Source organism: Rhodoblastus sp., assembly GCF_019449565.1.
In the GTDB taxonomy this organism is placed as follows: Bacteria; Pseudomonadota; Alphaproteobacteria; order Rhizobiales; family Beijerinckiaceae; genus Rhodoblastus.
In genome coordinates this window covers 169,600-194,743 of sequence record NZ_JAGRPM010000027.1, presented here as the reverse complement: position 1 = coordinate 194,743, position 25,144 = coordinate 169,600, and the positions used below count along the sequence as shown (strand labels likewise).

The following is a 25,144-nucleotide window of genomic DNA, read 5'->3' as shown; positions in this document are numbered from 1 at the left end:
ATAGGCGGTGAACGTGGCGCCGCCCGTCTCGGCCAGAATCTTGGTGATCGCCGCCGTCAGCGACGTCTTGCCATGGTCAACGTGACCGATCGTGCCGATGTTGCAATGCGGCTTCGTGCGCGAAAATTTTTCCTTGGCCATAGCCCGGACTCCTCAAGGTGTTTCAGATGCTTCAGGCGTATTTCGCCTGAACCTTAGCGGCCTCATTGGCCGGCACCTGTTCATAGTGGTCGAACTGCATGGTGAAGTTGGCGCGGCCCTGCGAGAAGGAGCGCAACTGGTTGACATAGCCGAACATGTTGGCCAGCGGCACCATCGCATTGATGACGACCGCATTGCCGCGCATGTCCTGGCCCTGGATCTGGCCGCGACGCGAGTTCAGATCGCCGATGACCGAACCGGTGTATTCTTCCGGGGTCACGACTTCGACCTTCATGATCGGCTCGAGCAGAACCGAACCGCCCTTCTGAAGGGCTTCGCGGGTGGCGGCGCGCGAGGCGATCTCGAAGGCCAGAACCGACGAGTCGACGTCATGGAACGCGCCGTCGATCAGCGTGGCCTTCATGTCCACAACCGGGAAGCCGGCAAGAATGCCAGCGCCCATGACGCTCTGGATGCCCTTGTCCACGCCGGGAATATATTCCTTCGGCACGGCGCCGCCGACGATCTTGGACTCGAAGACGTTGCCGCCGCCGGCCTCATTCGGCTCGAACACGATCTTCACGCGGGCGAACTGGCCGGTGCCGCCGGTCTGCTTCTTGTGCGTGTAGTCGATTTCCGCCTTCTTGGAGAGGCGCTCGCGATAGGCGACCTGGGGCGCGCCGATATTGGCGTCGACCTTGTAGGTGCGCTTCAGGATGTCGACCTTGATGTCGAGATGGAGCTCGCCCATGCCCTTCAGAATGGTCTGACCCGATTCCTGATCGGTCGAGACACGGAAGGACGGGTCTTCCGCCGCGAGCTTCGACAGAGCGATGCCCAGCTTTTCCTGGTCGGCCTTGGTCTTCGGCTCGATCGCGATCTCGATGACCGGATCGGGGAATTCCATGCGCTCAAGGATGACGGGCTTCAGCGGATCGCAAAGCGTGTCGCCGGTGCGGGTTTCCTTGAGGCCGGCCAGAGCGACGATGTCGCCGGCATAGGCTTCCTTGATGTCTTCGCGGTTGTTGGCGTGCATGAGCAACATGCGGCCAACGCGCTCTTTCTTGTCCTTGGTCGAGTTCAGGACGGTCGTGCCGGATTCCACCTTGCCGGAATAGACACGGCAGAAGGTGATGGTGCCGACGAAGGGATCGTCCATGATCTTGAACGCGAGCATGGAGAAGGGATCGGTCTCGACCGGATTGCGGGTCATGACTTCGCCGGTGTCCATGTCGACGCCCTGGATCGCCTCGCGGTCGATCGGGCACGGCAGGAAGTCGACGACAGCGTCGAGCAAGGGCTGCACGCCCTTGTTCTTGAAGGCCGAGCCGCAGAACACGGGATGGAAGGCGATCTTGCGAACCGCAGTCCGAATCATGCGCTTCAGGGTCGCTTCGTCCGGCTCGACGCCATCGAGATAAGCGGCCATGACGTCGTCGTCCATTTCGACGGCGGCTTCGATCATCTTCTCGCGATATTCCTTCGCCTGCTCCAGGAGCTCGGCTGGAATTTCCTCGTCGTGATATTTCGCGCCAAGGCCTTCATCGTCCCACACGACCGCCTTCATGCGGATGAGGTCGATGACGCCCTTGAAACTATTTTCCGAGCCGATCGGCAGCTGGATGCAGACCGGACGGCCGCCGACGCGGGTCGTGATGTCCGAGACGCATTTGAAGAAATCGGCGCCGATCTTGTCCATCTTGTTGACGAAGCAGATACGCGGAACGGCGTATTTGTCGGCCTGACGCCAGACGGTTTCGGTCTGGGGCTCGACGCCCTGGTTGCCGTCGAGAACGCAAACGGCGCCATCGAGCACGCGCAGCGAACGCTCGACTTCGATGGTGAAGTCGACGTGCCCGGGGGTGTCGATGATGTTCAGACGCTTGCCGTTCCAGAAGGTCGTGGTGGCCGCGGACGTGATCGTGATGCCACGCTCCTGCTCCTGCTCCATCCAATCCATCGTCGCGGCGCCTTCGTGCACCTCGCCGATTTTGTGCGACTTGCCGGAATAATACAGGATGCGTTCCGTGGTCGTCGTCTTGCCCGCGTCGATATGGGCCATGATGCCGAAATTACGGTAGTCCTCGATCGGATGACTGCGCGGCATGGTAGAAAGTCCTTGGCTCTGGCTACGGGCTTACCAGCGGTAATGCGAGAAGGCGCGGTTGGCTTCCGCCATGCGATGGGTGTCTTCACGCTTCTTGACGGCGGCGCCACGATTGTTGGACGCGTCGAGCAGCTCGGCCGAGAGACGATCGACCATGGTCTTGTCATTGCGGCCGCGAGCGGCGGTGATGATCCAGCGGATGGCCAGCGCCTGACGACGCTCGGTGCGCACTTCGACCGGCACCTGATAGGTGGCGCCGCCGACGCGACGCGACCTGACTTCGATCGCCGGCGCGACATTTTCCAGCGCCTGCTTGAAGACGCCGAGCGGATCGACCTTGGCCTTGGCTTCGACGATGTCGAAGGCGCCATAAACGATCTGTTCGGCAGCCGACTTCTTGCCGTCGTACATGATGGAGTTCATGAACTTGGCAAGAACGGTATCGCCATATTTGGCGTCCGGGATGACTTCGCGCTTTTCGGCGCTGTGACGACGCGACATGTTCGCTCCTGAGATCTATCTTACTTCGGACCGGCTTACTTCGGCCTCTTGGCGCCATATTTCGAACGGCGCTGCTTGCGGTCCTTGACGCCCTGGGTGTCAAGAACGCCGCGCAGGATGTGATAGCGCACGCCGGGCAAATCCTTGACGCGGCCGCCGCGGATCATGACCACGGAATGCTCCTGAAGGTTGTGACCTTCGCCCGGGATGTAGCCGATGACTTCGAAGCCATTGGTCAGACGAACCTTCGCAACCTTGCGGAGCGCGGAGTTCGGCTTCTTCGGCGTCGTCGTATAGACGCGGGTGCAAACGCCGCGCTTCTGCGGCGAGGCCTGAAGATGGCGGGCCTTTTCGCGGTAGGTTTTCGGTTGCCGCGGTTTGCGGATCAACTGGGAAATTGTCGGCATCCTTCGCCTTTCCGAAGCGAATAGTGAAATGGTTGCAGCCGGGACGATTCCGCCCCGCGCCGCCCCGCCGCAAGCCCGAATGGCTTATTGCGAAGCAAACGAGCGCCTTCAGCCCAAAGAGGCTTCCGGCGCTTGCCAGACAGAGGATCAACGCTCTCACGCCAATCGTGTCGATGAACGATTCCGCCGAGAAGGTCCCGTTCAGAATCGGATGACTGTTAAGTCGCAAAGCTGATCGACAGCGTTTAGACTGCGTGGGTTTCCGGCGAGGCGCCAGAAAACATGCCCGTCTACGGCCTGTCTGAGTGCGGCGGAACATAGATGCGGGACTCGCGCCCGTCAACCGTTTTTTCGGCGATTTCGACCGTTAAATTGACATTAAAACCGCTGGAAAGCGACGTGTTCGCGCCGCCGCCACGCATTAGCTCAAGAACAGTCAAAAGGGACCGCCCATGTCCGCCAACCTATGCAGAACCTGGACTGAAGATCGGGAACTGGGGCTTGAGCGGCCTTTCGCCTGTGCCCCAGAACGTCTTTTCCAAGCCTGGACCGAGCCAATGTTACTCACGAAATGGTTCGCGCCGAAGCCTTGGTCGGTCGCGGACGCCCGCTGCGACCTGCGAATCGGCGGGGCGTCGCGAATCGTCATGCGGAGCCCGGACGGCGCCGAATTCCCCAATATTGGCGTTTATCTGGAAATCGAGCCGGGCCGGCGACTCGTCGTGACGGACGCTTACGTGGACGCCTGGACGCCCTCCCAGCAGCCTTTCATGACTCTCGTGCTGGATTTCCTTCCGCACGAGAGCGGCGCGCTCTATCGCGCCCGCGTGCTGCATTGGTCTGTCGCCGACCGCGAAAAGCACGAAACGATGGGCTTCCACCAGGGCTGGCCCCTCTGCACGGAGCAATTGGCCGCCCTGGTCGAAGCCTCTCCCGATGGCCTCAGCTGAAATGCTCGCGCTTCATGCGCGAACGGCCCGCCGGCTCGAACTCGGCGCGGCATGACGGCGAAAGCTCATTAATGTTGCCCTTCAGGCAGGCTTCGATCGCTTCGACATTGGGAATGGCCGCGGCGCAGAACTTGAAGGCGTCGCCCATGCAATCCGACCGCTCCTGCTGCGTTCCCTGCGCCAGCGCCACGGACGCGGCGGGAATCGAAAGCAGCGCGCCCAGCATGACCAGCCCCGCCGTCCGGCAAAATAATTTCGTCGATTTCATTGATGCTCCCTCCACATTCAACGGTCGGATGGTGAATGAGGCTCGAAGCCCGCGCAAGCCCGATTCGCGGGACGCGAACCGCACCGCAAAAGCGCCTTGCGCGCAAAAACGATTCCCTCGAAGCTTCGCCCCCCGCGCGTCAGTGCGCCGGGCCGAAACGGGAGCGCGCGTCATGAAATCCTATCGCAAGGAGCTGTGGTTCGACACGCCGGGCCGCCGCGCCTTTCTCAACATCACGCCGCAGGTCAACGAAGCCCTGCGGGAAAGCGGCGTGCGCGAGGGCCTCGTGCTGGTCAACGCCATGCACATCACGGCTTCCGTCTTCATCAATGATGACGAGAGCGGGCTGCATCATGATTATGAAATCTGGCTGGAAAAGCTCGCGCCGCATGAGCCCGTGTCGGGCTATTGGCACAATCGCACCGGCGAGGACAACGCCGACGCCCATATGAAGCGCCAGGTCATGGGGCGCGAGGTGGTCGTCGCGATCACCAATGGCAAGCTCGACTTCGGCCCATGGGAGCAGATCTTCTATGGCGAGTTCGATGGCGGGCGGCGGAAACGGGTGCTGGTCAAGATTATTGGGGAATGAGTTTAGCGCTGCCCAGCGTCAGCTTGAGGAAGCCTTCGGCCGCCCGTAGGGAAGATTCCCGATGGCTTTCAGCGAAACTGGTTTCAGCCGCACAGACCAACATGCTGTAGCTGTTCAGCAGGAGCGCAACGCGCTCAAATCGAGGGCGCTGACGGAGTGAGGACCAGACTCTCTATGTATTGCGCAATGCGATCCACATCAACGTAAACTGAAACATTGCAAAATGCGTTACTATGCTCGGAAAGGCGGCCTGAATGATCATCTTCAGCGCTAGATCCACACGAGTAATATGCATAGTTTAACCCAAGCGATTGCGCAATTCTTATATACGCTGGCGTTCCATATGACTTATAGAAAATTTCTAAGATATTAGATCTTTCATTCATGAAAATCATATTCGTCAAACCGGCGCCATGGACACCTATTACAATAGATGCACTTTCAAACATCAACACCTGCGATTTAAAATCAAGCTCGGATAAAGTGACGATTTCAAATCCAAGTTTTACAAGACGTTCCGTTAATTCAGCTTCATTAATGATGGCTCTTCGCCCTCGGGCGTCCGCCCGTGAAATATACAATTTTCTTGCGGTCCGATTTGGTTTGGGTATGGCGTTTTGAACTCGCGAAAAAATTCTTCTCCGCATTTCATGCAAGGCGTTGGAGTCGCCCCAAAACGTCGGATGTAAATTATCGACATGGGCTGGCTCGAAATAAGATAACTCGTCAAATGCGAGCCAGCAGACACGCTTTCCGTTGAGTAATCGAACGTTCCTGTTCGGAAAAAAGGCACGGAAAGAGTCGTTCTGAAAACCGCGCTCAATGCAATGAGCTAAAACCCAGTCCATCGGTCCACGGACGCCATCCGCCACGACAGCTCTTGCCATCCAATCCAAGAGCCAATGGCAATAATTTTCTCCGCCGAACCTGTCAGACACGACGACAGCCTTACCATCCAGCTTGAAAGGCGACCCTAATAGCTGTTTAATTTGGTGTATTTTATCCTCAAAATACTGAGAGTTGGATGTATAATAATACGCATCATCCCCTCTAAGAATTGCAAAACTATCTCCGTCAGAGATATATTCGCATTTATTAACGCCATGCATCAATGTATTGACGCCACGACGTCTCGTTGCGATCAGCTCGACATAATGGGGATAGTTTACCGATTTAACATTCTCAATCTCAGGCGCATTTCTGCTAATTGGTATTGAGTAATCGGGGGGTGAAGTCGTCGGAAGCGGGCATACTGCCGGCAAGCCGAGGCGTGAAACTATATCGAAATCCTCCTGCCTTCCGCTCAAACTCAATAGCTCAGAAACCATTTTTTCTAAGGACCGATCGTCGCCGAGCGGAATACGTTTCTCGATTCGCTGCCTCAACAGAGGGATATATGCTCCCTTATAATTGTCGGCGCGTGTTGCTGGCGAATTCAAAAACAAAGATGAAAACTCTTCAAACGTCGAAAGGTCATTTACTTTAAGAGATTTGCTTGCGATTTCGAACCACAACCACTCGGCGGGCCCAGAAAATGTTGAACCAAGGTGATTACAAAGCAAACGGATCGCGCCAGAAATATCCCCGTTGTTTTCTTTTGCATTCGCGTCGCGAATAATTTCGGTTACAGAAATTTTCACTGCCTTACCTGGATTGTGCAAAGAAATCTGCGTCGTGTTGCGGATCGCAGCCTGTTCCTGCGTTTCTATTCTGGTATTTGCGTCAACCCTCCAACTTTTCCTATGCGTTCGCAAGGGGGTAAGAGCCAACGCATGGCCATTAGTTTCTCCGCTGGGAGAAAGCAGCGTCATACCCCACATCGCGTTCTCTGCCGGCGAAGATGCTTCGCGCCATCACACAGCAGATCCTGAAATCCAGGATTGTCTGCTTTTCATTTTATGCAAGGCCATCGCGGCGCCTTGCGCCCTGCCCCGCAAAAAACTAAATCTCGCCGCCAGCGAGGGTAAAATGACTAGCTACACGCCGAAATCCGATTTTCTGAACACGCTCTATGCGCGCGGCTTCGTTCACCAGTGCTCGGACGTCGAGGGGCTGGACCAGAAGGCCCTCGCGGGCGAGTTGATCGCCTATATCGGCTTCGACTGCACCGCGGCCTCGCTCCATGTCGGCTCGCTGCTGCCGATCATGATGCTGCACTGGCTGCAAAAGACCGGCGGCAAGCCGATCACATTGATGGGCGGCGGCACGACTCGGGTCGGCGACCCCTCCGGCAAGGACGAGAGCCGGAAGATGCTGACCGTCGACCAGATCGAAGCCAACAAGGATTCGATCAAGAAGGTTTTCGAGAAATTCCTCGCGTTTGGGCCGGGCAAGACCGACGCCCTGCTGACCGATAATGAGGAATGGCTCTGCAAGCTCAATTACATCGACTTCCTGCGCGACGTCGGCAAGCATTTCTCGGTCAATCGCATGATGGCGATGGATTCGGTCAAGCTGCGGCTTGAGCGCGAGCACGAGCTGTCCTTCATTGAATTTAACTATATGTGCCTGCAAGCCTTTGATTTTGTGGAATTAAATCGCAGGCACGGCTGCTTGTTGCAAATGGGCGGCTCAGACCAATGGGGCAATATCGTCACCGGCCTCGACCTTGGCCGCCGCATGGGAACGCCGCAGCTTTACGCCCTCACCTCGCCGCTGCTGACCACCGCCTCGGGCGCCAAGATGGGCAAGACCGCCGCGGGCGCCGTCTGGCTTAATGCCGACATGCTGCCCGTCTATGACTATTGGCAATATTGGCGCAACGCCGAGGACGCCGATGTGGCGCGCTTTCTGAAGCTGTTCACCACCCTGCCGCTCGACGAGGTCGCAAAGCTCGCCGCGCTGCAAGGCGCCGAGATCAATGAGGCCAAGAAAGTTCTGGCCAATGAGGCGACCGCCTTGCTGCATGGGCGCGAGGCGGCCGAAGCCGCCGCAGAAACAGCACGCAAGACGTTTGAGGAAGGCGTGCTGGCGCAGAGCCTCCCAAGCGTGACCGTGGCGGCGGGCGAAGTCGCCTCCGGCCTCGGCGTGCTCGCCGCCTTCGTCAAGGCCGGCCTGACGCCCTCGACCGGCGAGGCGCGGCGGCAGATTAAGGGCGGCGGACTGAAGCTGAACGACGTCACGATCACAGACGAGCGCTATGTGCTCGGCCAGGCCGATTTCGAGCAGGAAGGCGTCGCCAAGCTGTCTGTCGGCAAGAAGAAGCACGTGCTGCTGAAGGTGGAGTGATAGACAGGACGCAATGAGCGCAGCGGGCAAGATCAGGATCGGAATCGGCGGCTGGAGCTATGAGCCCTGGCGCGGGACATTCTATCCCGACATGCTTCCCCAGAAGCGCGAGCTGGACTATGCCAGCCGCCGCCTGACCTCGATCGAGATCAACGCGACCTATTATCGCGCGCAAAAGCCGGACACCTTCGCGAAATGGCGCGACGAGACGCCGGATGATTTCGTGTTCTCGCTCAAGGCGCCCCGCTTCGCGACGAATCGCCGGGTGCTGGCCGAGGCAGGCGCGAGCATTGAGCGCTTCTTCGCGAGCGGCGTTATGGAGCTCGGTCGAAAGCTCGGCCCGATCAACTGGCAATTCATGCCGACCAAGACATTCGATCCGGTCGATTTCGAGGCTTTCCTCGGGCTATTGCCGCAATCCATCGACGGCGTCGCGCTGCGCCATGTTGTCGAGCCGCGCCATGACAGCTTCCGGACGCCCGACTTCGTGGCGTTGGCGCAAAAGTTCGGAGTCGCCATCGTGGTGGCGGGCGATAGCGCCTATCCGCAGATCGCCGATCCGACCGCCTCCTTCATCTACGCCCGGATCATGGGATCGAGCGAGAGCGAGGAACTCGGCTATTCGGACGCCGATCTCGATATTTGGGCCGAGCGGGCGAAGATATGGTCGGCGGGAGGCGCTCCCGAGGGCCTGGACTACGTCGGCCCTGCGCCGCCCGCCAAATCCCGAGACGTCTTTCTATATGTGATCAGCGGGCACAAGGCGCGCAATCCCCTCGCCGCCATGGCGCTGATCGAACGGACGCGGTGACTTTGCGCGCCCCTGCCCCAGTCAGCGTGACGTCAGAAAGCCCTTCATTCGCTCCAATGCCAGAACCATATCGGCCTCGGCCCCGGCATAGGACAGGCGCAGGGCGAGATGGCCGCGCGTGCGGTCGAAATCCACGCCCGGCGTCGCCGCAATGCCGGCGCGATGCAGCAGATCATGGCAGAAGGCGGTAGAGTCCGCGGTGAACCGGCTCATGTCCGCATAGATATAAAAAGCGCCGTCGGCGGGGGCGAGCCGGTCGAAGCCGAGGCTTGGCAGGCCATTCAGCAGAATCTCGCGATTGCGCCGATAGCCCGCCTTCACAATTTCCAGTTCGTCGGTGGCGTCGAAGGCGGCTTCGGCGGCGATCTGTGAGAGCGTTGGCGCCGAGATCGCCAGCGATTGTTGCAGACGCTCGACAGTCCGCACCAGTTCATGCGGCACGACCAGCCAGCCGACGCGCCAACCGGTCATGCAATAATATTTGGAGAAGGAATTGACGATCACGGCGCGGTCGGAGAAGGCCAACGCCGTCTGCGCCGGCTGGTCATAGGTCAGTCCGTGGTAAATTTCGTCGGAGATGAACTTGATTCCCCGCCGCGCGCAGGTTTCGGCGATTTCCCGCAGGGACTCGGCGCTTTGCAACACGCCAGTCGGATTGGCGGGGCTCATCAGCAGAAGTCCGTCGAGCTTTTGCGCCGCATCGGCTTGTTCCACCGCCGCCGCCGTGACGGCGAAGCCATTGGAGGCGTCGACCGGCAAATCAACGGCCTCGATGCCCAGCGCGCCAAAGATATTGCGATAGGCCGGATAGCCCGGGTTCTGGATCGCGACGCGGGCGCCCGCGTCGAACAAGGCCAGAAAGGCCATGATAAAGCCGCCGGAGGAGCCGGTCGTGACCGCGACACGCTGTGGATCGAGCGCGACGCCATAGGCCTCGCGATAATGACGTGCGATGCGCGCGCGCAGCGAAGCGAGGCCCAGGGCGTCGGTATAGCCGACCGGCTGGCCGCCAAGCGCGGCGATCGCCGCCTCGCGCACCCGGCGCGGTGGCGGCGCACTGGGCTCGCCGACTTCCATATGAACGATTTGCGCGCCAGCCTGCTCCAGCAGGCCCGCCTCGCGCTTCACATCCATGGCGATGAAAGGGGCGATGGCCGCGCGCTGGGCGGGGTTCAGGGCGTCAGTCTGGGGCTGGGCGGTGTCTGTCATCAACTTTTCTTGCAAAACTGCGCCGCAATTCGACCCCAAGACCAATTTAGTGCTAAGGCCGATTTAGTGCTAAGCAGGGTTAGATTTTTCCGTCGGAGTTGTCCATGTTCGTCCAGAGCCGCAAGGCCATTTTAGCCGCCTGCCTGAGCCTGACCGCCTTCGCTTTGCCCGCTTCGGCCGCCGAGTTCAGCACGGCGCAGAAGACCGAGATTGAGTCGATCATCCACTCTTACCTCGTCGATCATCCCGAAGTGCTGCGCGAGGCCGCGGTCGCGCTGGAGAAAAAGCAGCAGGTGGAGGAAGCCGAGCTGCACAGCCGCGCCATCACGAAAAACAAGGACGCCTTGTTCAATTCGTCCTTCGATGCGGTGACCGGAAATCCGAAGGGCAAGATCACGCTGGTCGAGTTTTTCGACTATAATTGCGGCTATTGCAAAAGAGCGCTCGGCGATCTCGTGACCCTGATGAAGTCCGAGCCCGACCTGCGCGTCGTACTCAAGGATTTCCCCGTACTCGGCCCGGATTCGGTCGAGGCGGCGCAGGTCGCGTCCGCCGTGCGCAAGCAGACCTCCAGCGAGAAATTCTTCGAATACCATCAGAAGCTGCTGGGCAGCCGCGGCCATGTCGGGCGCGAGCAGGCGCTCGGCGTCGCCAAGGACATGGGCCTCGACATGGACAGGATTCAGAAAGAGCTGAAAGACCCCTCGATCCACGCCGGAATCGAAGAGACGATGAAGGTCGCCGACGCCCTCAACCTCACCGGCACCCCATCCTATGTGGTGGGCGACGAGGCGGTGGTCGGCGCCGTCGGCGTCGAGCAGCTCAAGAAGCGCGTCGATTCAATGGCTAAATGCGGCAAGACCGCTTGCTGAGGCGACGGGTCGCGCTATAAGGCGGCATGCTCACTGTCACCGACCTCACCTATCGGCTCGGGCCGCGCCTGCTGTTCGAGTCCGCCAGCGCGGCGCTGCCGGAGCGCGCCAAGGTCGGCTTTGTCGGCCGCAACGGCGCCGGCAAAACCACCCTCTTCCGGCTGATCTGCGGCGAGATCTCCGCCGAAGGCGGCTCGATCTACCTGCCGCGCGGCGCGCGCATCGGCCGCGTCGAGCAGGAGGCGCCGGGCGGCGACGGCAAGCTGATCGATTTCGTGCTCGCGGCGGATGTCGAGCGCGCGGCCTTGCTGGAAGAAGCTGAAACCGCCCACGACCCGCATCGAATCGCAGAAATCCACGTCCGCCTCGCCGATATCGAGGCACATGCCGCGCCCGCCCGCGCCGCCGAAATCCTCTCCGGCCTCGGCTTCGACGAAGAAGCGCAAAATCGCGCGTTAAGAGAGTTTTCCGGCGGCTGGCGCATGCGCGTCGCGCTCGCCGCAGTGCTGTTTTCCAAACCCGACCTGCTGCTGCTCGACGAACCGACGAACTATCTCGATCTCGAAGGCTCGCTCTGGCTGATCGACTATCTCGCGAAATATCCCGCGACCATTGTGGTCATCAGCCATGACCGCGACATGCTCAACGACGTTTGCGACCATATTGTCCACCTCGATCGCGGCAAGTTGCAGCTCTATCGGGGCAATTACGATTCCTTCGCCCGCCAGCGCGCCGAGGCGCGGATGTTGCAGGCGAAATTCCTCAAAAAACAGGAAGAAAAGCGCGCCCATCTACAGGATTTCGTCGATCGCTTCCGCGCCAAGGCGACCAAGGCCCGCCAGGCCCAGTCGCGACTGAAAATGCTGGAGAAGATGGAGAGCGTCGCGGCGGTGGTGGATGACGAAGTCCTGCCCTTCGTCTTCCCCTCCCCGGAAAAGCCGCTCTCGCCGCCGATTATCGCCATGGAGAATGCCTCCGCCGGCTATGGCGAGCGGGTCGTCCTGTCGAAACTCAGCCTGACTCTCTCAAATGACGACCGCATCGGGTTGCTCGGCTCGAACGGCAATGGCAAATCCACTTTCGCCAAATTGCTCGGCGGCCGGCTGGAGCCGCTGGCGGGCCAGCTTCGCAAGTCCTCGAAGCTCGAAGCCGGTTTCTTCGCCCAGCATCAGGTTGATGATCTCAATCTCGACGACACGCCTTATCTCGCCGTGCAGCGGCTGATGACCGATGCGCCCGAGGCGAAAATCCGCGCCCGCGCGGCCCAGATCGGCTTCCCCAATGTGAAGGCCGACACCAAGGTCGCCAATCTTTCCGGCGGCGAGAAGGCGCGCCTGCTGATGGGCCTCGCCACCTTCTCCGGCCCGCATCTGCTCATTCTCGACGAGCCGACCAACCATCTCGACATCGACAGCCGCGCCGCCCTGATCGAGGCGATCAATGATTACGAGGGCGCGGTGATCCTCGTCTCGCATGATCAATATCTGCTCGAAGCCTGCGCCGACCGACTGTGGCTCGTCGCGGATGGTCGCGTGCAGAGTTTTGACGGCGACATGGCGGATTACCGCAAATTCGTGCTCGATTCCGCGCGGAAAAGCCAGAAAGACGGCGCCGAAAAGAAGCGCGACGCCAACTTGGCCGCCGCGCCCGACGCCCGGCGCGACGCCGCCAAGGCGCGCAAGGACGCCGCCCCCCTCGCCCGCAAGGTCAAGGCGGCCGAGGAGAAGATAACCCGGTTCGGCGACCTCATCGCCCGCGTCGATCTCATGCTGGCCGATCCGCGCGCCTTCGAGCGCAGCCCCGCCGAGGCGACCCGGCTGTCGCAGCAGCGCGCGGAACTGGAGCGGGCGCTCAATGCGGCGGAAGAGGAATGGCTGGAGCTTTCCTCCGAGCTGGAGGCCCTGACGGGCGGTTGACGTCAAAACGTCGCCTGCCCGTCTTAAGCAGGGCTATTTCCATTGGAGCCGACCATGCCGCCCCAAAGGCCCTTTCCGACCGGCGCGGTCCTCGCCGTCGTCTTGCTCGGCGCGATCGTCCCGGCCTATCTCTTTCTGGACCGCCCGCTGGCCTTGTTCGCCTTCGGCCATTTCCATGAATCGCGCGGTCCCTTCATCGCCATCACCCATTTGCTCGACTGGATGGAGGCCGCCGCAGTCGCGTCGCTCGTCTGGGCGGGCTGGATGGTCGCGCGTGGCCGCACTTTCGGCGCGAGCGGCCTGATCGCTCTGCGGACCACGCTGGCCCTGTTTCTGGCCATGGGCGCCAAGGAGTTGGCGAAGCTGGCCTTTGGCCGGACGTGGCCCGAAACCTGGACCGGCGGCAATCCGTCCTTCATCCGCGACGGCGCTTATGGTTTCTCGCCGTTCCACGGCGGCGCGGGGTGGTCGTCCTTCCCTTCGGGACACGAAGCCCTGGTCTGCGCCGTCGCCGGCTGCCTATGGGTGCTGGCGCCGCGCCTGCGGCCTGCAACCATCGTCGCTGTCCTCGCCATGGCCATCGGCCTGCTCGGCGCTGATTATCATTGGCTCAGCGACGTGCTCGCCGGCGGATTGCTGGGCTGGCTGATCGGCCTATTCGTGGCGAAGCTGGAATTGCCGAGGACCGCGACCGCCTCGGCCTGAGCCTATTGCGCGCTGGCGGCCGTCCCGGGAAAGCGCCGCAACACCCGGTCCTGCTGTTCGGGCGCGACGCGGACGGCGAAAAAGGCGTGGCCTTCATCGTCGCTCTCGCGCGACAGAACTTCAGTGTGGGAATAAAGCCAGGCCTGGCCTTCGCCGTCGCCCGCCTCAAGCCGCAGGCTCAGCACCGGGCGCCCGCGCGCAAGCCGCGTCTCTATGGCTTCGAGCAGATCGTTCAGCCCCTCGCCGGTCGTCGATGAAACCGCGCAGGGCCTCTCGTCTTCCGGGCGCAAACCTGCCGTATTCTTCACCCGCTCGCGCTCTTCAGGCGGCAACAGGTCGATCTTGTTCCAGACTTCGATCAAACGGTCGTGGTCGTGAACGTCGATCTCCAGCTCAGCGAGTATCTTCTCGACGTCCGCGCTTTGCGCCTCGGCGTCCTCATGGGCGATGTCGCGCACATGCAGGATGATATCGGCTTCCTGCACCTCTTCCAGAGTGGCGCGGAAGGCGGAGACCAGCATGTGCGGCAGGTCGGAGATGAAACCCACCGTGTCCGAGAGAATGACCCTGCCGCCATGCGGCAATTTCATGCCGCGCAGCGTCGGATCCAGCGTGGCGAACAGCAAATCCTTGGCGAAGACTTCCGCATTCGTCAGCCGGTTGAACAGGGTCGATTTGCCGGCATTGGTGTAGCCGACCAGCGCCACGATGGGGAAAGGCACGTCGCGCCGGCTCTTGCGATGCAGGCCGCGCGTCTTCTTGACGGTTTCGAGATCACGCTCGATCCGGGTCATCCGCTCCTGAATCAGGCGGCGGTCAGTTTCGATCTGGGTTTCGCCGGGGCCGCCGAGGAAGCCAAAGCCGCCGCGCTGACGCTCAAGATGGGTCCAGGACCGCACCAGCCGCGATTTCTGATAGGTCAAATGGGCGAGCTCGACCTGCAACGCGCCCTCGGCGGTGCGCGCGCGCTCGCCAAAGATTTCCAGGATCAGTCCGGTCCGGTCGATGACCTTGGCGCCAAAGGCCTTTTCGAGATTGCGCTGCTGCACGGGCGACAAGGCGCAATCGACCGCCACCAGTTCGGCTTCGAGTTCCTTGACCTTCTCGGCCAATTCCTCGACCTTGCCCTTGCCGAGAAAAGTCGCCGGACGGATCTGCGAGAGCGGGACGACCTCCTGCCCCACGATCTCCACGTCGATGGCGAGGGCGAGTCCGACGGCCTCGGACATCCTGGCCTCCCGCGAGCGCATCGACGTCTCACCCGTCGCATGGTTCGCCGCGCGGTCGGTCAGATAGGGGCCGATCACAAGGACGCGGGTCTTTGTTTTCCGCCCCAATATGGACGCGCCTTCGAGGGGCGCCGTTCTTTCGTTCAAGCTCGTCTCACCACCGTTTATTTTTCCGCGCCCTCTTCCGTCGGATCGAACATCTGGATCGGATGGCCGGGCATGATGGTGGATATGGCGTGCTTGTAGACCAATTGCGAGTGGCCATCGCGACGCAAAAGCACACAAAAGTTGTCAAACCAGCTCACGACGCCCTGCAGCTTGACGCCATTGACGAGAAAAATCGTGAGCGGGACTTTGTTCTTTCGCACGTAGTTGAGAAAAGTATCCTGAAGATTGGGTGTGCGTTCGACCGCCATGTTTATTCCTATTCTGTTTTTTTCCTTGCGTCGGCCCCAAAGACGCTGTTGCGGCTCCGTTCTTGAGCTCAAGCCAAAACAGGCGCGTTGGGCGCACTTTCGCCTATTAGAGTCTCAAGCGCAGGAACTAAGCAAGAAGTTCTTTTGAACGGCCCTGTTTGGAAATGCGCAAGCCGCTCAGGCGCTGGCGGGAGCAAAATCGTGAAAACCCGCACGCAGGCCCAATGCGACCGGTCCCGGCGCGCCGGAGCCGATTTTCCGTCCATCGAGGGCGATGACGGGCATGACCAGCGTCGTCGCGCCGCTGATGAAGGCTTCCCGCGCGGCGAAAGCCTCTTCCAGCGTGAAGGCGCGCTCGATCACGCGCAAACCCTGCGCGGCCGCGATTTGCAGCAGCCGGGCCCTTGTTATGCCGCTTAAAATCGCCGAATCGGCTGGATGGGTCATGAGAGCCCCCTCCCCGTCCACGATCCAGGCGTTGCTGGACGCGCCTTCGGTGACATAGCCCTGTGAATCGAGCAGCCAGGCTTCATAGGCCCCGGCGTCCCGGGCCTCCTGTTTGGCGAGGACATTCGGCAGCAGGCTGGTGGTCTTGATGTCCGGCCGCTTCCAGCGGATATCCGGCATCGAGATCACCTTGATCCCCGCCCGCGCCTTGGCCTCCGCCGCCTCCCGGTCGCCGCGATGGGCAAAGGCGACCAGCGTCGCGGGCGTTCCGGCCTTCGGGAAGACATGATCGCGCCGTGCGGCCCCGCGCGTCACCTGCATATAGACATGGCCATCGGTCACGCGATTGCGCGCGACCAGCTCGCGCAGGATCAGCTTGAACGCGCCTTCGCCCGCTGGAAGATTGATCCGCAACTCCCGCGCCGAGCGCTCCAGCCGCGCCAGATGACCCGCCTCGTCGATCAATTTGCCGCCGAAGACCTCGATCACCTCATAAATTCCGTCGGCGAAGAGAAAGGCGCGATCGTCAATCGAAACGCCCGCCTCGGCGTGACGGACATAGCGGCCGTTGACGTAAGCAATGCGGCTCATGAGGCAAGAAATCCTGATCTGCTGGCGACGACCGCCAGAATCGCAGCGGCTAACATGGCCCAAAGCGGGCTGCGTGGCGACAAGGCGACAAATGCCGCCGCCGCCACAGTAATGAGCGTCGCGACAAAGCCGGAATCCGCCCCGCGCGCCAAAAGATAGCCATTCGCGGCCATAAGACCGATGGCGAGCGGGATGAGGGCCTTTTTCAGTCGCGCCAGCCAGACCGCCTCGCCCGCGCGCCGCATCGTCCGCGCAGCGGCGAAGGCGAGCAGTGAAGATGGCCCCAGAATGCCAAGCGTCGCGGCCAACAGTCCACCGAGGCCTGCCAGCCGCCAGCCGAACAGGCTAAAGACGATGACATTCGGACCGGGCGAGGTCTGGGCTATGGCGAAGGTCTCGGCAAATTCTGCGCCCGTGAGCCAATGTAATTCGCCGACGATCTGGCGCTGCGCCTCGGGCAACGCCGCTGTGGCGCCGCCGACCGCCAGCAGGGAAATTCCGGCGAAACGCAGGAATATCTGGAGGAGAAGATCGTCCTTCATCGCCTACTCGCGAAGACGAAGCTCGTCGGGACCAGAACGGCGAGGATCAGCGGCAGAGGCAGGCGCAACAGTGCGGAGCCGACGAAAGCGGCGGCGGCGAGCAGGACAACCCACGGATCGAACGGGATCTTGGCCGTCATTTTCAAAGCCGTGCCGATGGCGAGGCCCGCGGCGGCGGCGGTCGCGCCGTAAAGCGCCGCCCGCACGTCGGGCAGCGTGGAGAAGGTCGTGAACAGGCTGGCGACCGCGACGAGAAAAGCCAGAGGCGCCGCGAGCAGCCCAGCCAGCGCGACGGCCGCCCCTGTCGCGCCGCAAAAGCGGTCGCCCAGCATGACCGCAAGATTGCAGGTATTGGCGCCCGGCAGCGCCTGGCACAGGCCGAGCAAGGAGGCGAATTCGGCGTCGTCGAGCCAGCGCCGGTCCTCGACGATGATTGCCCGCGAAATCGGCCCTGTGCCGCCAAAGGCCAGCGCGCCGAGTTTGAAAAAGCCGAGGAAGAGTTCGCGCCGCGTCACGCCGCGCTCAATCAATCGCCAGCGATTTCAGCTTGCGGTGCAAGGCAGAGCGCTCCATGCCGATGAACTCCGCCGTGCGGGAGATGTTGCCGCCGAAGCGGTTGATCTGCGCCACCAGATATTCGCGCTCGAAGACTTCGCGCGCGTCGCGCAGGGGCAGGCTCATCAGCTTTTCGCCGCCCGATCCGGTCGGGGTTGAAGGCACCAGGGCGCCGATCTCGCGCGGCAGCATTTCGGCGGTGATTTCGGCTTCGAGATCGCCGCCGGTCAGGATCATCAGCCGCTCGATATTGTTGCGCAGCTGCCGGATATTGCCCGGCCAGTCATGCGATTGCAGCACGGCCATGGCGTCATCGCCGATCTTGCGGCGCGGCAGGCCGGAATTGGCCGCGAGCTGGTCCATGAAAAAGCTGATCAGTTCGGGAATGTCCTCGCGCCGCTCGGCGAGCGAGGGCACGCGCACCGGCACGACCGACAGGCGATGGAACAGATCCTCGCGGAAAGTTCCTTCGGCGATGGCGCGCGGCAGGTCGCGCGCCGAGGAGGAGATTACCCGCACGTCGACATGAACGCGGGTGGTGCCTTCGACGCGGGTGAAATTCTGGTCCACGAGCACGCGGAGAATCTTGGCCTGCGTATCGCGCGGCATGTCGGCGACTTCGTCGATATAGAGCGTGCCGCCATGGGCCTCCTCCAGCGCCCCGGTCTTGCGCGGGCGCCCGTCGCGCGCCTCGACGCCGAACAATTCCATTTCCATGGTCTCGGCGGCGATGGCGGCGGCGTTGATGACGATGAACGGGCCGCCGGCGCGGGCGGAGGCTTCGTGAATGGCGCGCGCCGCCAGCTCCTTGCCAACGCCTGGCGCCCCGGTGATGAGAATGCGCGAATTGGCCGGCGCCACGCGCTCGATCAGCTGCTTCAATTGCTGCAGCGCCTGCGAATGGCCGACGAGCGTGTTGGAGCCGGCCGAGCGCGCCTTCAACTCCGAGACTTCGCGGCGCAGGCGCGACGTTTCGAGCGCCCGCTCCGCCACCAGCACCAGACGATCCGCCTTGAATGGCTTTTCGATGAAGTCATAGGCGCCCTGTCGGATCGCCGTGACCGCCGTCTCGATCGTGCCGTGGCCGGAAATCATCACCACGGGAAGGCTCTCGTGGTGGCGCTTGATGGATTCGAGGAGCTGAAGGCCGTCGAGCTTCGAGCCCTGCATCCAGATGTCGAGAAAGATCATGTGCGGACGCCGCGCCTCGATCGCGGCCAGCGCCTCGTCGGAATTGCGGGCGGTGCGGGTCGCAAAACCTTCGTCCTCCAGAATGCCGGAGACCAGTTCGCGAATGTCGGCTTCGTCGTCGACGATGAGAATGTCATGCGCCATGTTCAACCTTCGCTCAAGCTTTGTCGGCGCGGTCAGCGCCCTCGCCCGCCGCGACCTGCGCGACGAGCGGGAAATGCAGGCGCACCAGCGCGCCCTGGCCGGAGGCGGCGTCGAGAAGTTCGATGCCGCCGCCATGATCTTCGAGAATTTTCGCCACGATGGGCAGGCCCAGGCCCGTGCCCTCGGAGCGCGTCGTCATGTAAGGCTCCAGCAAACGGGCGCGATTTTCGCGCGGAAAGCCTTTGCCATTGTCCTCGACGTCGATGATGACGTCGCCGCCCTCGAGGCGCAGGTTCACGTCGATCTTCGGCGCGCGCCCTTCCATATCCGTCGCGGCTATGCCCTCGGTCGCGTTTTTCACGATATTGGTCAAAGCCTGCGCCAGAAGGCGGCGGTCGAAGCGTGCGACAACCGGCTCGGGCGGGCAGGAGCCGGTAATTGCGATCCCGGGATGGCCGACGCGCATCAGAAACAGCACCTGCTCGACGCAGGCGGTGAGATCGTCCGTCGCAAGCTGCGCCTTGGGCATGCGCGAGAAGGACGAGAACTCGTCCACCATCCGCTTGATGTCGTCGACCTGGCGGATGATCGTGTCCGTGCATTGGTCGAACACGTCCTTGTCGGCGGTGATGACCCGGCCATATTTGCGCTTGAGACGCTCCGCCGAAAGCTGGATCGGCGTGAGCGGATTCTTGATCTCATGGGCGATGCGCCGCGCGACGTCGGCCCAGGCCGCCGTGCGCTGCGCGGTGACGAGATCGGTCATGTCGTCAAGCGTGGCGACGAAGGTGCGTTCGCCGCGATTAAGCGGCCCGGGCGTGATGCGGACGTTATAGGTGCGCTCGCGGCCGCCCCGGCTGAGCACGATCTGCCGCTGCGACATGCGCGAATAGCCGCCGCGCGCCTCCTGCAGCATGGCGCTCAGCTCCGGCAGCGCCTCGGCCAGAGGCCGGCCGATCGCCTTGTCCGCCGCCTCTTCGCCCTCGGCGCTGACCAGTAGCCGCGCGGAAGGATTGAGCACGGTGACGTCGCCCCGCGCGCCGACGCCGATCACGGCGGCGGGCACGCCGAACAGCACGGCTTCGGTGAAGACCCGGCGCTCGTCCATCACCTGGTTGGCGGCCATCAGGCGGTTCTGCTGCTGGCGCAGCTCGGACGTCATCTTGTTGAAGGTCGAGCCAAGATGGGCGAGGTCGCCCTCGGCCTGCCGCACAGGCACCTGGACATAGAAATTGCCCGCCGACACCTGATCGGTCGCCGCGATGAGGCGGCGGATCGGCGCGACGAGGCCATTGGTGAACGCAAGGCCGATCCAGACCGCCGAGAGCAGCATGATCGCGGCGAGCAGGCCGAACATGACTGCCAGCGTGATCTGGAACTGGTGGCGATGCAATTCGAACGTATCGAACAGGTGATTCAGGGCCGCCGCCTGTTTGGGGAATTCCAGCGTGAAGGGATCGACCGGGCGACTGGTGTAGAGGAAAACATCCCCAAAGGACGGCATCGGGCGCAAAGCCACGAAGGTCTTGCCCTCGTTGAGAATGAGGCAGAGCGGCTCGTTTTTCAGCGAATCCGCGAAATCGACATCCTGTGGCTTGACGACCGGATCACGGATCATCGAACCCGTCTCGACCTGCGCGAGGATCGCCCCATCGCGCTTGATCATGGCGGCGGCGGAAAAGCCGAGGAAATGCGCGCGCGAGGTGAAAAACTCCTTGAACAGCTTGGGATCGCTATCGAACATCGGCTTGCCGCGATCGAGATCCGAGGCCGTGAGCTGCGATTCCTGCAATAGCCAGAGGCACTGATTTTCGCGGAACAGATTGGCCGCCTCGGTCGCGCCGCCGATAAAGCCGCGCACGTCGCGCATGAAGGCCGGGTTGAACAATTTGTCGAGCGTGACCGAGCCGACGATGGCCATGCTGATCGCCGGCACGGCGGCGATGACCGCAAACAGGGCCACGATGCGGATATGCAGCCCGGCGGCGGCTGTCCTGGAGCGCCATGCGCGGACCAGCCCGAACGCCTCGAAAGCCACAAGTGCCGCGAGCAGCGCGGCAATCGCGGCGTCCACGATGAAGAGATACTGGACGTTCTGGTCCGTCGGCGTGAGCGGGGTCAGGCCGGCGAAGATCAGAAAGCTGCCAATAGCGCAGAGAATCGCGATCGCGACCACAAATGGGCCGACGCGCGACAAAAAACTGCGCTCGCGGCGGCGCGATTTGCGGGAGTCGGGCCGGTTTTGCTTATCTTGTGTCATCGACCGCGAGGTGCGCTGGGAATCGGAAGGGGAAGCTACAGGATGGCGAGCTGCGTGGCAATAATGCAACGCTGTTGCGCAATTGCGACAAAATTACGAGGATTTGAGGGCTTCAGCGAAGCACTAGCCGAAGGTCGCACGCTGGATCGGCGACCAGGGCCGGGTCGGGCGAAAGCCCGGCGTCGAGCAGCTTGCGCGCTAGAAGGTGTTCGCCGGGGCGATTGACCGAATCGACGGCGATCAGCGCGCCTGCGCTATAATAGAACAGGGAAAAGGCGTTCGCGCCAGAAGGCCTTTCGACGCAACAGTCAAACCCCTCGCTCAGGCCCGCCATCTGGAGCTTGACGTCATATTGGTCAGACCAGAACCAGGGCGCGGCGGCGAAGGGCTTTTCCCGGCCCATCAGCGCGGCTGCGGCGGCCTTGGCGCTTTCCACCGCATATTGCACGCTCTCGAACCGCTGCATCCTGCCGTCGGCGCGCCGCAACACCGTGCAATCGCCCGCTGCGACGATTTTTTCATGTGACGTGCGGCCGCAGGCGTCCACGACGATCCCGCGCGACGTTTGGACGCCCGCCGCCGCCGCGAGTTGGTCATTGGGGATGGCGCCGACGCCCAGCACCACAAGATCGGCGGCGAAGGTCCGCCCCGAGGCGGTCGTGACGCCCGCGACCGCGCCGTCCCGACCGACAATCGTCGCGACCTGTTCGCCAAACAGCAGATCAACGCCATGAGCGCGATGCAGATTGGCGAAAAAGCCTGAAATTTTCGGCGTCACGGCGCGGGCCATCAGCCGGTCCATCGCCTCGATCAAAGTTACGGCGCAGCCGCGCTTGCGGGCGGCGGCCGCGACTTCCAGCCCAATGAAGCCGCCGCCGATCACCACCACGTTCTGCGCGGAATCGAGGCGGCGGGAAATCTCGCGCGCGTCGTCGAGATCGCGCAGCACGCAGACTCCCGCAAATTCGCCGCCCGGCAGCTCCGGGCGGCGCGCGCGAGCGCCGGTCGCCAACGCCAGTCCGCTCCACGACAGCGCCGAACCATCGACCAGCGCGACTCGCCGCTCTGCTATGTCGATCGCCGCGACATCGACGCCAAGACGCAGGTCGATCCGCTTGGAGGCGAGGAATTCCGGGCCACGAAAGATGAGGCGATCGTCGGCCGTTTCACCGGCAAGCCAGGCCTTGGACAGGGGCGGACGCTGATAGGGCGGGACCTTCTCATGGCCGAGCAGCACGACCTCGCCCGCAAAACCCTCGGCGCGCAGGCTTTCGGCGACCTGCAGGCCAGCCTGTCCGGCGCCGATTATGACCATTCTCTCGCTCATCGGCCTTCCGCCCTCGTGATCGCGTCCGGCGCAAATTTCGCACGAAGCCTTGCGCCGAAGCAATCGACCGGCTTTGCCATTGCCGGAATGGCGATGCTAGGCTTCGCCGCCTTTGGTGGAGTTTCCATGCACAAGATCGTTTTTCTCGACGCGGCGACTCTGGCCGAGGGCATCGTCCCGCCCCGGCCCGATTTTCCGCATGAATGGACCAATTATCCCGCCACCGCGCCGGACGAGGTCGTCGAGCGCGCGGCCGAGGCCGAGATCGTCATTACCAACAAGGTCCGGATTGGGGCGGCGCAAATCGCCGCCTTGCCCAAACTGCGGCTGATCGCTGTCGCCGCCACCGGTTATGATCAAGTCGACATCGGCGCCGCCCGAGCGGCGGGAATCGCCGTGACCAACATCCGCGCCTATTCCGTCGATTCCGTCCCGGAACACACTTTCGCGCTGATCCTCGCCCTGCAACGCCAGATCCTGCCTTATGTCGCGGATGTGCGCGCGGGCCAGTGGCAGGCCTGCGGCCAGTTCGCCTTCCACACGCACAAAATTCACGATCTGCGCGGCAAGAGGCTCGGTCTGTTTGGCTCGGGCGCGCTCGGCCAGAAAGTCGCGACGCTGGCCGCCGCCTTTGGCATGGAGACGGTCTTTGCCGGCCGCAAGGGCGCGAAGGCGCGGCCCGGGACGCTGGAATTCGATGAAGTTCTGGCCACGTCCGATATTCTCTCTCTGCATTGCCCGCTGAACGCGGAGACGGAAAACATGATCGGCTGGGCGGAGTTTTCCGCCCTGCGGCGCAAGCCTTTGCTCATCAATACGGCGCGCGGCGGTCTGGTGGACGAGGAGGCGCTGGAGCGCGCGCTCGACGCCGGACTGGTCACCGGCGCGGGAATCGACGCGACGCGCCCCGAGCCGCCGCCCGCCGACAGCGCCATCATGCGGCTGGCGCGCCGGCCCAATGTGCTGGTGACGCCCCACATCGCCTGGGCGAGCCTCGAATCCCAGCAGACGCTTGCAGATCAGCTCAGCGCCGTGCTGGCTGCTTTCGTCAAGGGCGAACGGATGAACCGGCTGGATTAGCTCTTGCGGTTCTTTTCGAACCACATCTGGTAATGCAGCGCCTCGCAGATCAGCGAATAGATTGCGCCGGTCCAGGCGTGGATGAAGCCGGGAATTCCGCACAGGAACATCCGCCGCAGCACATAGACGCGGATGAAATAGAGCGGCGGGTTGACGACGAGCTTGAGCAGACTGGGTTTCTTGCCCTTCTCGATGCGCTGCTGCGCCTTGAGCCGGGCATAGGTGATCTCCTTGCCCAATTGCGCGTCGAGCCGCAAAGCCCGCTCGTGGCGCAACAGGCCATTGCGGGCGTCGAGGCTCTCACCCTCGGCGAGCAGCCCTTCATGGACCAGCAGATCTTCATCGAACCGGACTTTCTCGCGCCGTGCGAGCCGCAGGATGCGCTCCGGCTTGGCCCAGCGTGGCGCGGGCGTCGTGCGGCCGAACAAGGTGAGGGCGCGCTGCAAACGCCAGCCCGCGACCTCCGGCGCCGCCTGCAACAGGCGTGGCAGGTCGCGGCGCAGATCATTGTCCAGCCATTCGTCGGCGTCGATGCTCAGCACCCAGTCCTGCTTCGCCTGCTCCAGCGCGAACTGCTTCTGCTTGGCGTAGCCGGGCCAGTCGCGCTCGATCAGCCGGATCGGCCAGCCCCGCGCGATGAAATCGCGGATGATCGCCAGCGTGGAATCCGTCGAGCCGGAATCGACCACGACAATCTCGGCGCAGGAGTCGAGGCTGGCGAGACAGGCGGTGATGCAGGCCTCCTCGTTCTTGCAGATGACGGTGGCGGAAATCGGCAATTTCGTCACGAGTGGCGGTCCTGAAAGAATTTGCGTCGAAAAAGACCTTTTCCTGCCTTTTGTCAAAAGGGCGCCGCTGACAGGCGGCGCGCGGCCAGCTAAAAGCGCGAGGAGACCTGCCGCCGCGAAACCATGTCCGAATTGAAGGCATTCATCATCCATCTCGAACGGTCGGCCCAGCGGCGCCCGCAGGTCGAACGGCTGCGCGCCGCTCTGCCCTGCCCAAGCGAGATCCTGGACGCGACCGATGGCGCCCGCCTGACGCCGGACGAATTGGAGCGCGCCTATGTCCGCCAGGCGCAGCGTCCGCGCTATCCCTTCGGCCTGAACCGCGCGGAAATCGGCGTCTTCCTGAGCCATCGCGCGGCGTGGCGGCGGATCATGGCGGAGGGGCTGGATTACGCCCTCATATTCGAGGACGACGCCGAAATCGACGCGGCGTCCTTCGCGCGGACCTGCGCCCTCGCGCGCGAAACGCGAAAACTCTGGACCTACGCCCTCGCGCCGTCGGACAAGACCCGCATTCGCGGCGAGATTCTGGCGCAAGGCGAAGGCCTCGCCTTGATCCGCCCCGAAAATCCTCCGCTGCGCGCCATCGCGCAATTCGTGACCGCCGAGGCCGCGCGCAAACTGCTTGCCGTCACCGAGCCGTTTGACCGGCCCATCGACACATTTCTGCAAATGTCATGGGTCACCGGGGTCGAACTGCTCGCCCTGACTCCTTCGGGCGTGCGCGACGCCTCCGCCGCGCTGGGCGGCTCGACCATTCAGGCCAGGAGCAAGCCGCTCGCCCACAAGCTCGCCCGCGAGATTGGGCGGCCCTTTTACCGCGCACAGGTGCGCCTCTGGCACGCCTTCGCCAAAAGGCCGTGACAA

At 62.5% G+C, this 25,144-nt stretch carries 25 protein-coding genes; 9 read left to right on the top strand and 16 right to left on the bottom strand.

What is annotated here, in order from left to right; translation table 11 throughout:
• From QZ409_RS06940 to rpsL, 4 genes are all read right to left on the bottom strand, one after another.
• The coding region (locus QZ409_RS06940; protein ID WP_296708465.1) for a GTP-binding protein at nucleotides 1-141 on the bottom strand (141 nt) is incomplete at its 3' end.
• A gap of 31 nt (nucleotides 142-172) precedes the next feature.
• On the bottom strand, nucleotides 173-2,248 hold the full coding sequence (gene fusA, locus QZ409_RS06935) for an elongation factor G (protein WP_296708449.1): 2,076 nt from the start codon (nucleotides 2,246-2,248) through the stop codon (nucleotides 173-175).
• Nucleotides 2,249-2,278: 30 nt separating this feature from the next.
• Nucleotides 2,279-2,749, bottom strand: a complete 471-nt coding sequence (gene rpsG, locus QZ409_RS06930; protein ID WP_296708447.1) for a 30S ribosomal protein S7 — start codon at nucleotides 2,747-2,749, stop codon at nucleotides 2,279-2,281.
• Between the two features lie 35 nt (nucleotides 2,750-2,784).
• Nucleotides 2,785-3,156 carry a 30S ribosomal protein S12 gene (gene rpsL, locus QZ409_RS06925; protein WP_088520448.1) on the bottom strand — a complete coding sequence of 124 codons (372 nt, stop codon included), beginning with the start codon at nucleotides 3,154-3,156 and terminating at the stop codon, nucleotides 2,785-2,787.
• 452 nt (nucleotides 3,157-3,608) lie between these two features.
• On the opposite strand from rpsL, the gene QZ409_RS06920 reads away from it, so the two are divergent.
• Nucleotides 3,609-4,106, top strand: coding sequence for an SRPBCC family protein (locus QZ409_RS06920; RefSeq protein WP_296708440.1), 498 nt, complete (start codon nucleotides 3,609-3,611; stop codon nucleotides 4,104-4,106).
• Here QZ409_RS06920 and QZ409_RS06915 read toward each other — a convergent pair.
• Nucleotides 4,099-4,374, bottom strand: coding sequence for a hypothetical protein (locus QZ409_RS06915; RefSeq protein ID WP_296708437.1), 276 nt, complete (start codon nucleotides 4,372-4,374; stop codon nucleotides 4,099-4,101). The genes QZ409_RS06920 and QZ409_RS06915 overlap by 8 nt on opposite strands.
• A 172-nt stretch (nucleotides 4,375-4,546) precedes the next feature.
• Between QZ409_RS06915 and QZ409_RS06910 the strand changes: the two genes are divergently transcribed.
• Nucleotides 4,547-4,966: a secondary thiamine-phosphate synthase enzyme YjbQ gene (locus QZ409_RS06910; protein ID WP_296708435.1), complete on the top strand. Its 420-nt coding sequence runs from the start codon at nucleotides 4,547-4,549 to the stop codon at nucleotides 4,964-4,966.
• A gap of 134 nt (nucleotides 4,967-5,100) precedes the next feature.
• Here QZ409_RS06910 and QZ409_RS06905 read toward each other — a convergent pair whose 3' ends face one another.
• Entirely contained in the window at nucleotides 5,101-6,777 is a 1,677-nt protein-coding gene (locus QZ409_RS06905; RefSeq protein WP_296708432.1) for a glycosyltransferase family 61 protein, read from the bottom strand.
• A 157-nt stretch (nucleotides 6,778-6,934) separates the two neighbouring features.
• Between QZ409_RS06905 and tyrS the strand changes: the two genes are divergently transcribed.
• On the top strand, nucleotides 6,935-8,194 hold the full coding sequence (tyrS, locus tag QZ409_RS06900) for a tyrosine--tRNA ligase (protein WP_296708428.1): 1,260 nt from the start codon (nucleotides 6,935-6,937) through the stop codon (nucleotides 8,192-8,194).
• Between the two features lie 13 nt (nucleotides 8,195-8,207).
• Nucleotides 8,208-9,005 (top strand): DUF72 domain-containing protein, encoded by a 798-nt coding sequence (locus QZ409_RS06895; protein WP_296708426.1) that lies wholly within the window; start codon nucleotides 8,208-8,210, stop codon nucleotides 9,003-9,005.
• 21 nt (nucleotides 9,006-9,026) lie between these two features.
• Here the strand turns inward: QZ409_RS06895 and QZ409_RS06890 are convergent, their stop codons facing one another.
• Complete coding sequence (locus QZ409_RS06890; RefSeq protein ID WP_296708423.1) at nucleotides 9,027-10,214, bottom strand: aminotransferase class I/II-fold pyridoxal phosphate-dependent enzyme; 1,188 nt, start codon at nucleotides 10,212-10,214, stop codon at nucleotides 9,027-9,029.
• Nucleotides 10,215-10,318: 104 nt separating this feature from the next.
• Here QZ409_RS06890 and QZ409_RS06885 point away from each other — a divergent pair, with 104 nt between their 5' ends.
• Genes QZ409_RS06885 through QZ409_RS06875 form a run of 3 tightly spaced genes read left to right on the top strand, consistent with a single transcriptional unit; the run spans nucleotide 10,319 to nucleotide 13,707 of the window.
• Nucleotides 10,319-11,086: a DsbA family protein gene (locus tag QZ409_RS06885; RefSeq protein WP_296708420.1), complete on the top strand. Its 768-nt coding sequence runs from the start codon at nucleotides 10,319-10,321 to the stop codon at nucleotides 11,084-11,086.
• A gap of 26 nt (nucleotides 11,087-11,112) precedes the next feature.
• Nucleotides 11,113-13,002, top strand: coding sequence for an ABC-F family ATP-binding cassette domain-containing protein (locus QZ409_RS06880; protein ID WP_296708416.1), 1,890 nt, complete (start codon nucleotides 11,113-11,115; stop codon nucleotides 13,000-13,002).
• Between the two features lie 54 nt (nucleotides 13,003-13,056).
• On the top strand, nucleotides 13,057-13,707 hold the full coding sequence (locus QZ409_RS06875) for a phosphatase PAP2 family protein (protein ID WP_296708413.1): 651 nt from the start codon (nucleotides 13,057-13,059) through the stop codon (nucleotides 13,705-13,707).
• Between the two features lie 2 nt (nucleotides 13,708-13,709).
• Here the strand turns inward: QZ409_RS06875 and hflX are convergent, their stop codons facing one another.
• The 8 genes from hflX to QZ409_RS06835 all read right to left on the bottom strand — a co-directional run bounded on the left by hflX (nucleotide 13,710) and on the right by QZ409_RS06835 (nucleotide 22,409).
• Entirely contained in the window at nucleotides 13,710-15,044 is a 1,335-nt protein-coding gene (hflX, locus tag QZ409_RS06870) for a GTPase HflX (RefSeq protein WP_296708410.1), read from the bottom strand.
• A 56-nt stretch (nucleotides 15,045-15,100) separates the two neighbouring features.
• The gene (hfq, locus tag QZ409_RS06865) at nucleotides 15,101-15,352 is read right to left on the bottom strand and encodes an RNA chaperone Hfq (RefSeq protein WP_296708407.1); all 252 of its coding nucleotides are present in this window, start codon (nucleotides 15,350-15,352) and stop codon (nucleotides 15,101-15,103) included.
• A 177-nt stretch (nucleotides 15,353-15,529) separates the two neighbouring features.
• The gene (locus tag QZ409_RS06860; protein WP_296708402.1) at nucleotides 15,530-16,390 is read right to left on the bottom strand and encodes a D-amino-acid transaminase; all 861 of its coding nucleotides are present in this window, start codon (nucleotides 16,388-16,390) and stop codon (nucleotides 15,530-15,532) included.
• Nucleotides 16,387-16,932 carry a chromate transporter gene (locus tag QZ409_RS06855; protein ID WP_296708397.1) on the bottom strand — a complete coding sequence of 182 codons (546 nt, stop codon included), beginning with the start codon at nucleotides 16,930-16,932 and terminating at the stop codon, nucleotides 16,387-16,389. The genes QZ409_RS06860 and QZ409_RS06855 overlap by 4 nt, the downstream gene beginning before the upstream one ends.
• A complete protein-coding gene (locus QZ409_RS06850; RefSeq protein WP_296708395.1) occupies nucleotides 16,929-17,447 on the bottom strand; it encodes a chromate transporter in 519 nt (172 codons plus the stop codon). The genes QZ409_RS06855 and QZ409_RS06850 overlap by 4 nt, the downstream gene beginning before the upstream one ends.
• 7 nt (nucleotides 17,448-17,454) lie before the next feature.
• On the bottom strand, nucleotides 17,455-18,822 hold the full coding sequence (locus tag QZ409_RS06845; RefSeq protein WP_296708393.1) for a sigma-54 dependent transcriptional regulator: 1,368 nt from the start codon (nucleotides 18,820-18,822) through the stop codon (nucleotides 17,455-17,457).
• 13 nt (nucleotides 18,823-18,835) lie between these two features.
• Nucleotides 18,836-21,019 (bottom strand): PAS domain-containing sensor histidine kinase, encoded by a 2,184-nt coding sequence (locus tag QZ409_RS06840; protein WP_296708391.1) that lies wholly within the window; start codon nucleotides 21,017-21,019, stop codon nucleotides 18,836-18,838.
• Nucleotides 21,020-21,194: 175 nt separating this feature from the next.
• Nucleotides 21,195-22,409, bottom strand: coding sequence for an FAD-dependent oxidoreductase (locus tag QZ409_RS06835; protein WP_296708388.1), 1,215 nt, complete (start codon nucleotides 22,407-22,409; stop codon nucleotides 21,195-21,197).
• A 126-nt stretch (nucleotides 22,410-22,535) separates the two neighbouring features.
• Here QZ409_RS06835 and QZ409_RS06830 point away from each other — a divergent pair, with 126 nt between their 5' ends.
• Entirely contained in the window at nucleotides 22,536-23,489 is a 954-nt protein-coding gene (locus tag QZ409_RS06830; protein ID WP_296708385.1) for a D-2-hydroxyacid dehydrogenase, read from the top strand.
• On the opposite strand, the gene QZ409_RS06825 is transcribed toward QZ409_RS06830, so the two are convergent.
• Nucleotides 23,486-24,277 (bottom strand): glycosyltransferase family 2 protein, encoded by a 792-nt coding sequence (locus QZ409_RS06825; protein ID WP_296708381.1) that lies wholly within the window; start codon nucleotides 24,275-24,277, stop codon nucleotides 23,486-23,488. The genes QZ409_RS06830 and QZ409_RS06825 overlap by 4 nt on opposite strands.
• Nucleotides 24,278-24,400: 123 nt before the next feature.
• On the opposite strand from QZ409_RS06825, the gene QZ409_RS06820 reads away from it, so the two are divergent.
• Nucleotides 24,401-25,141 carry a glycosyltransferase family 25 protein gene (locus tag QZ409_RS06820; RefSeq protein WP_296708378.1) on the top strand — a complete coding sequence of 247 codons (741 nt, stop codon included), beginning with the start codon at nucleotides 24,401-24,403 and terminating at the stop codon, nucleotides 25,139-25,141.
• Nucleotides 25,142-25,144: the final 3 nt, after the last annotated feature.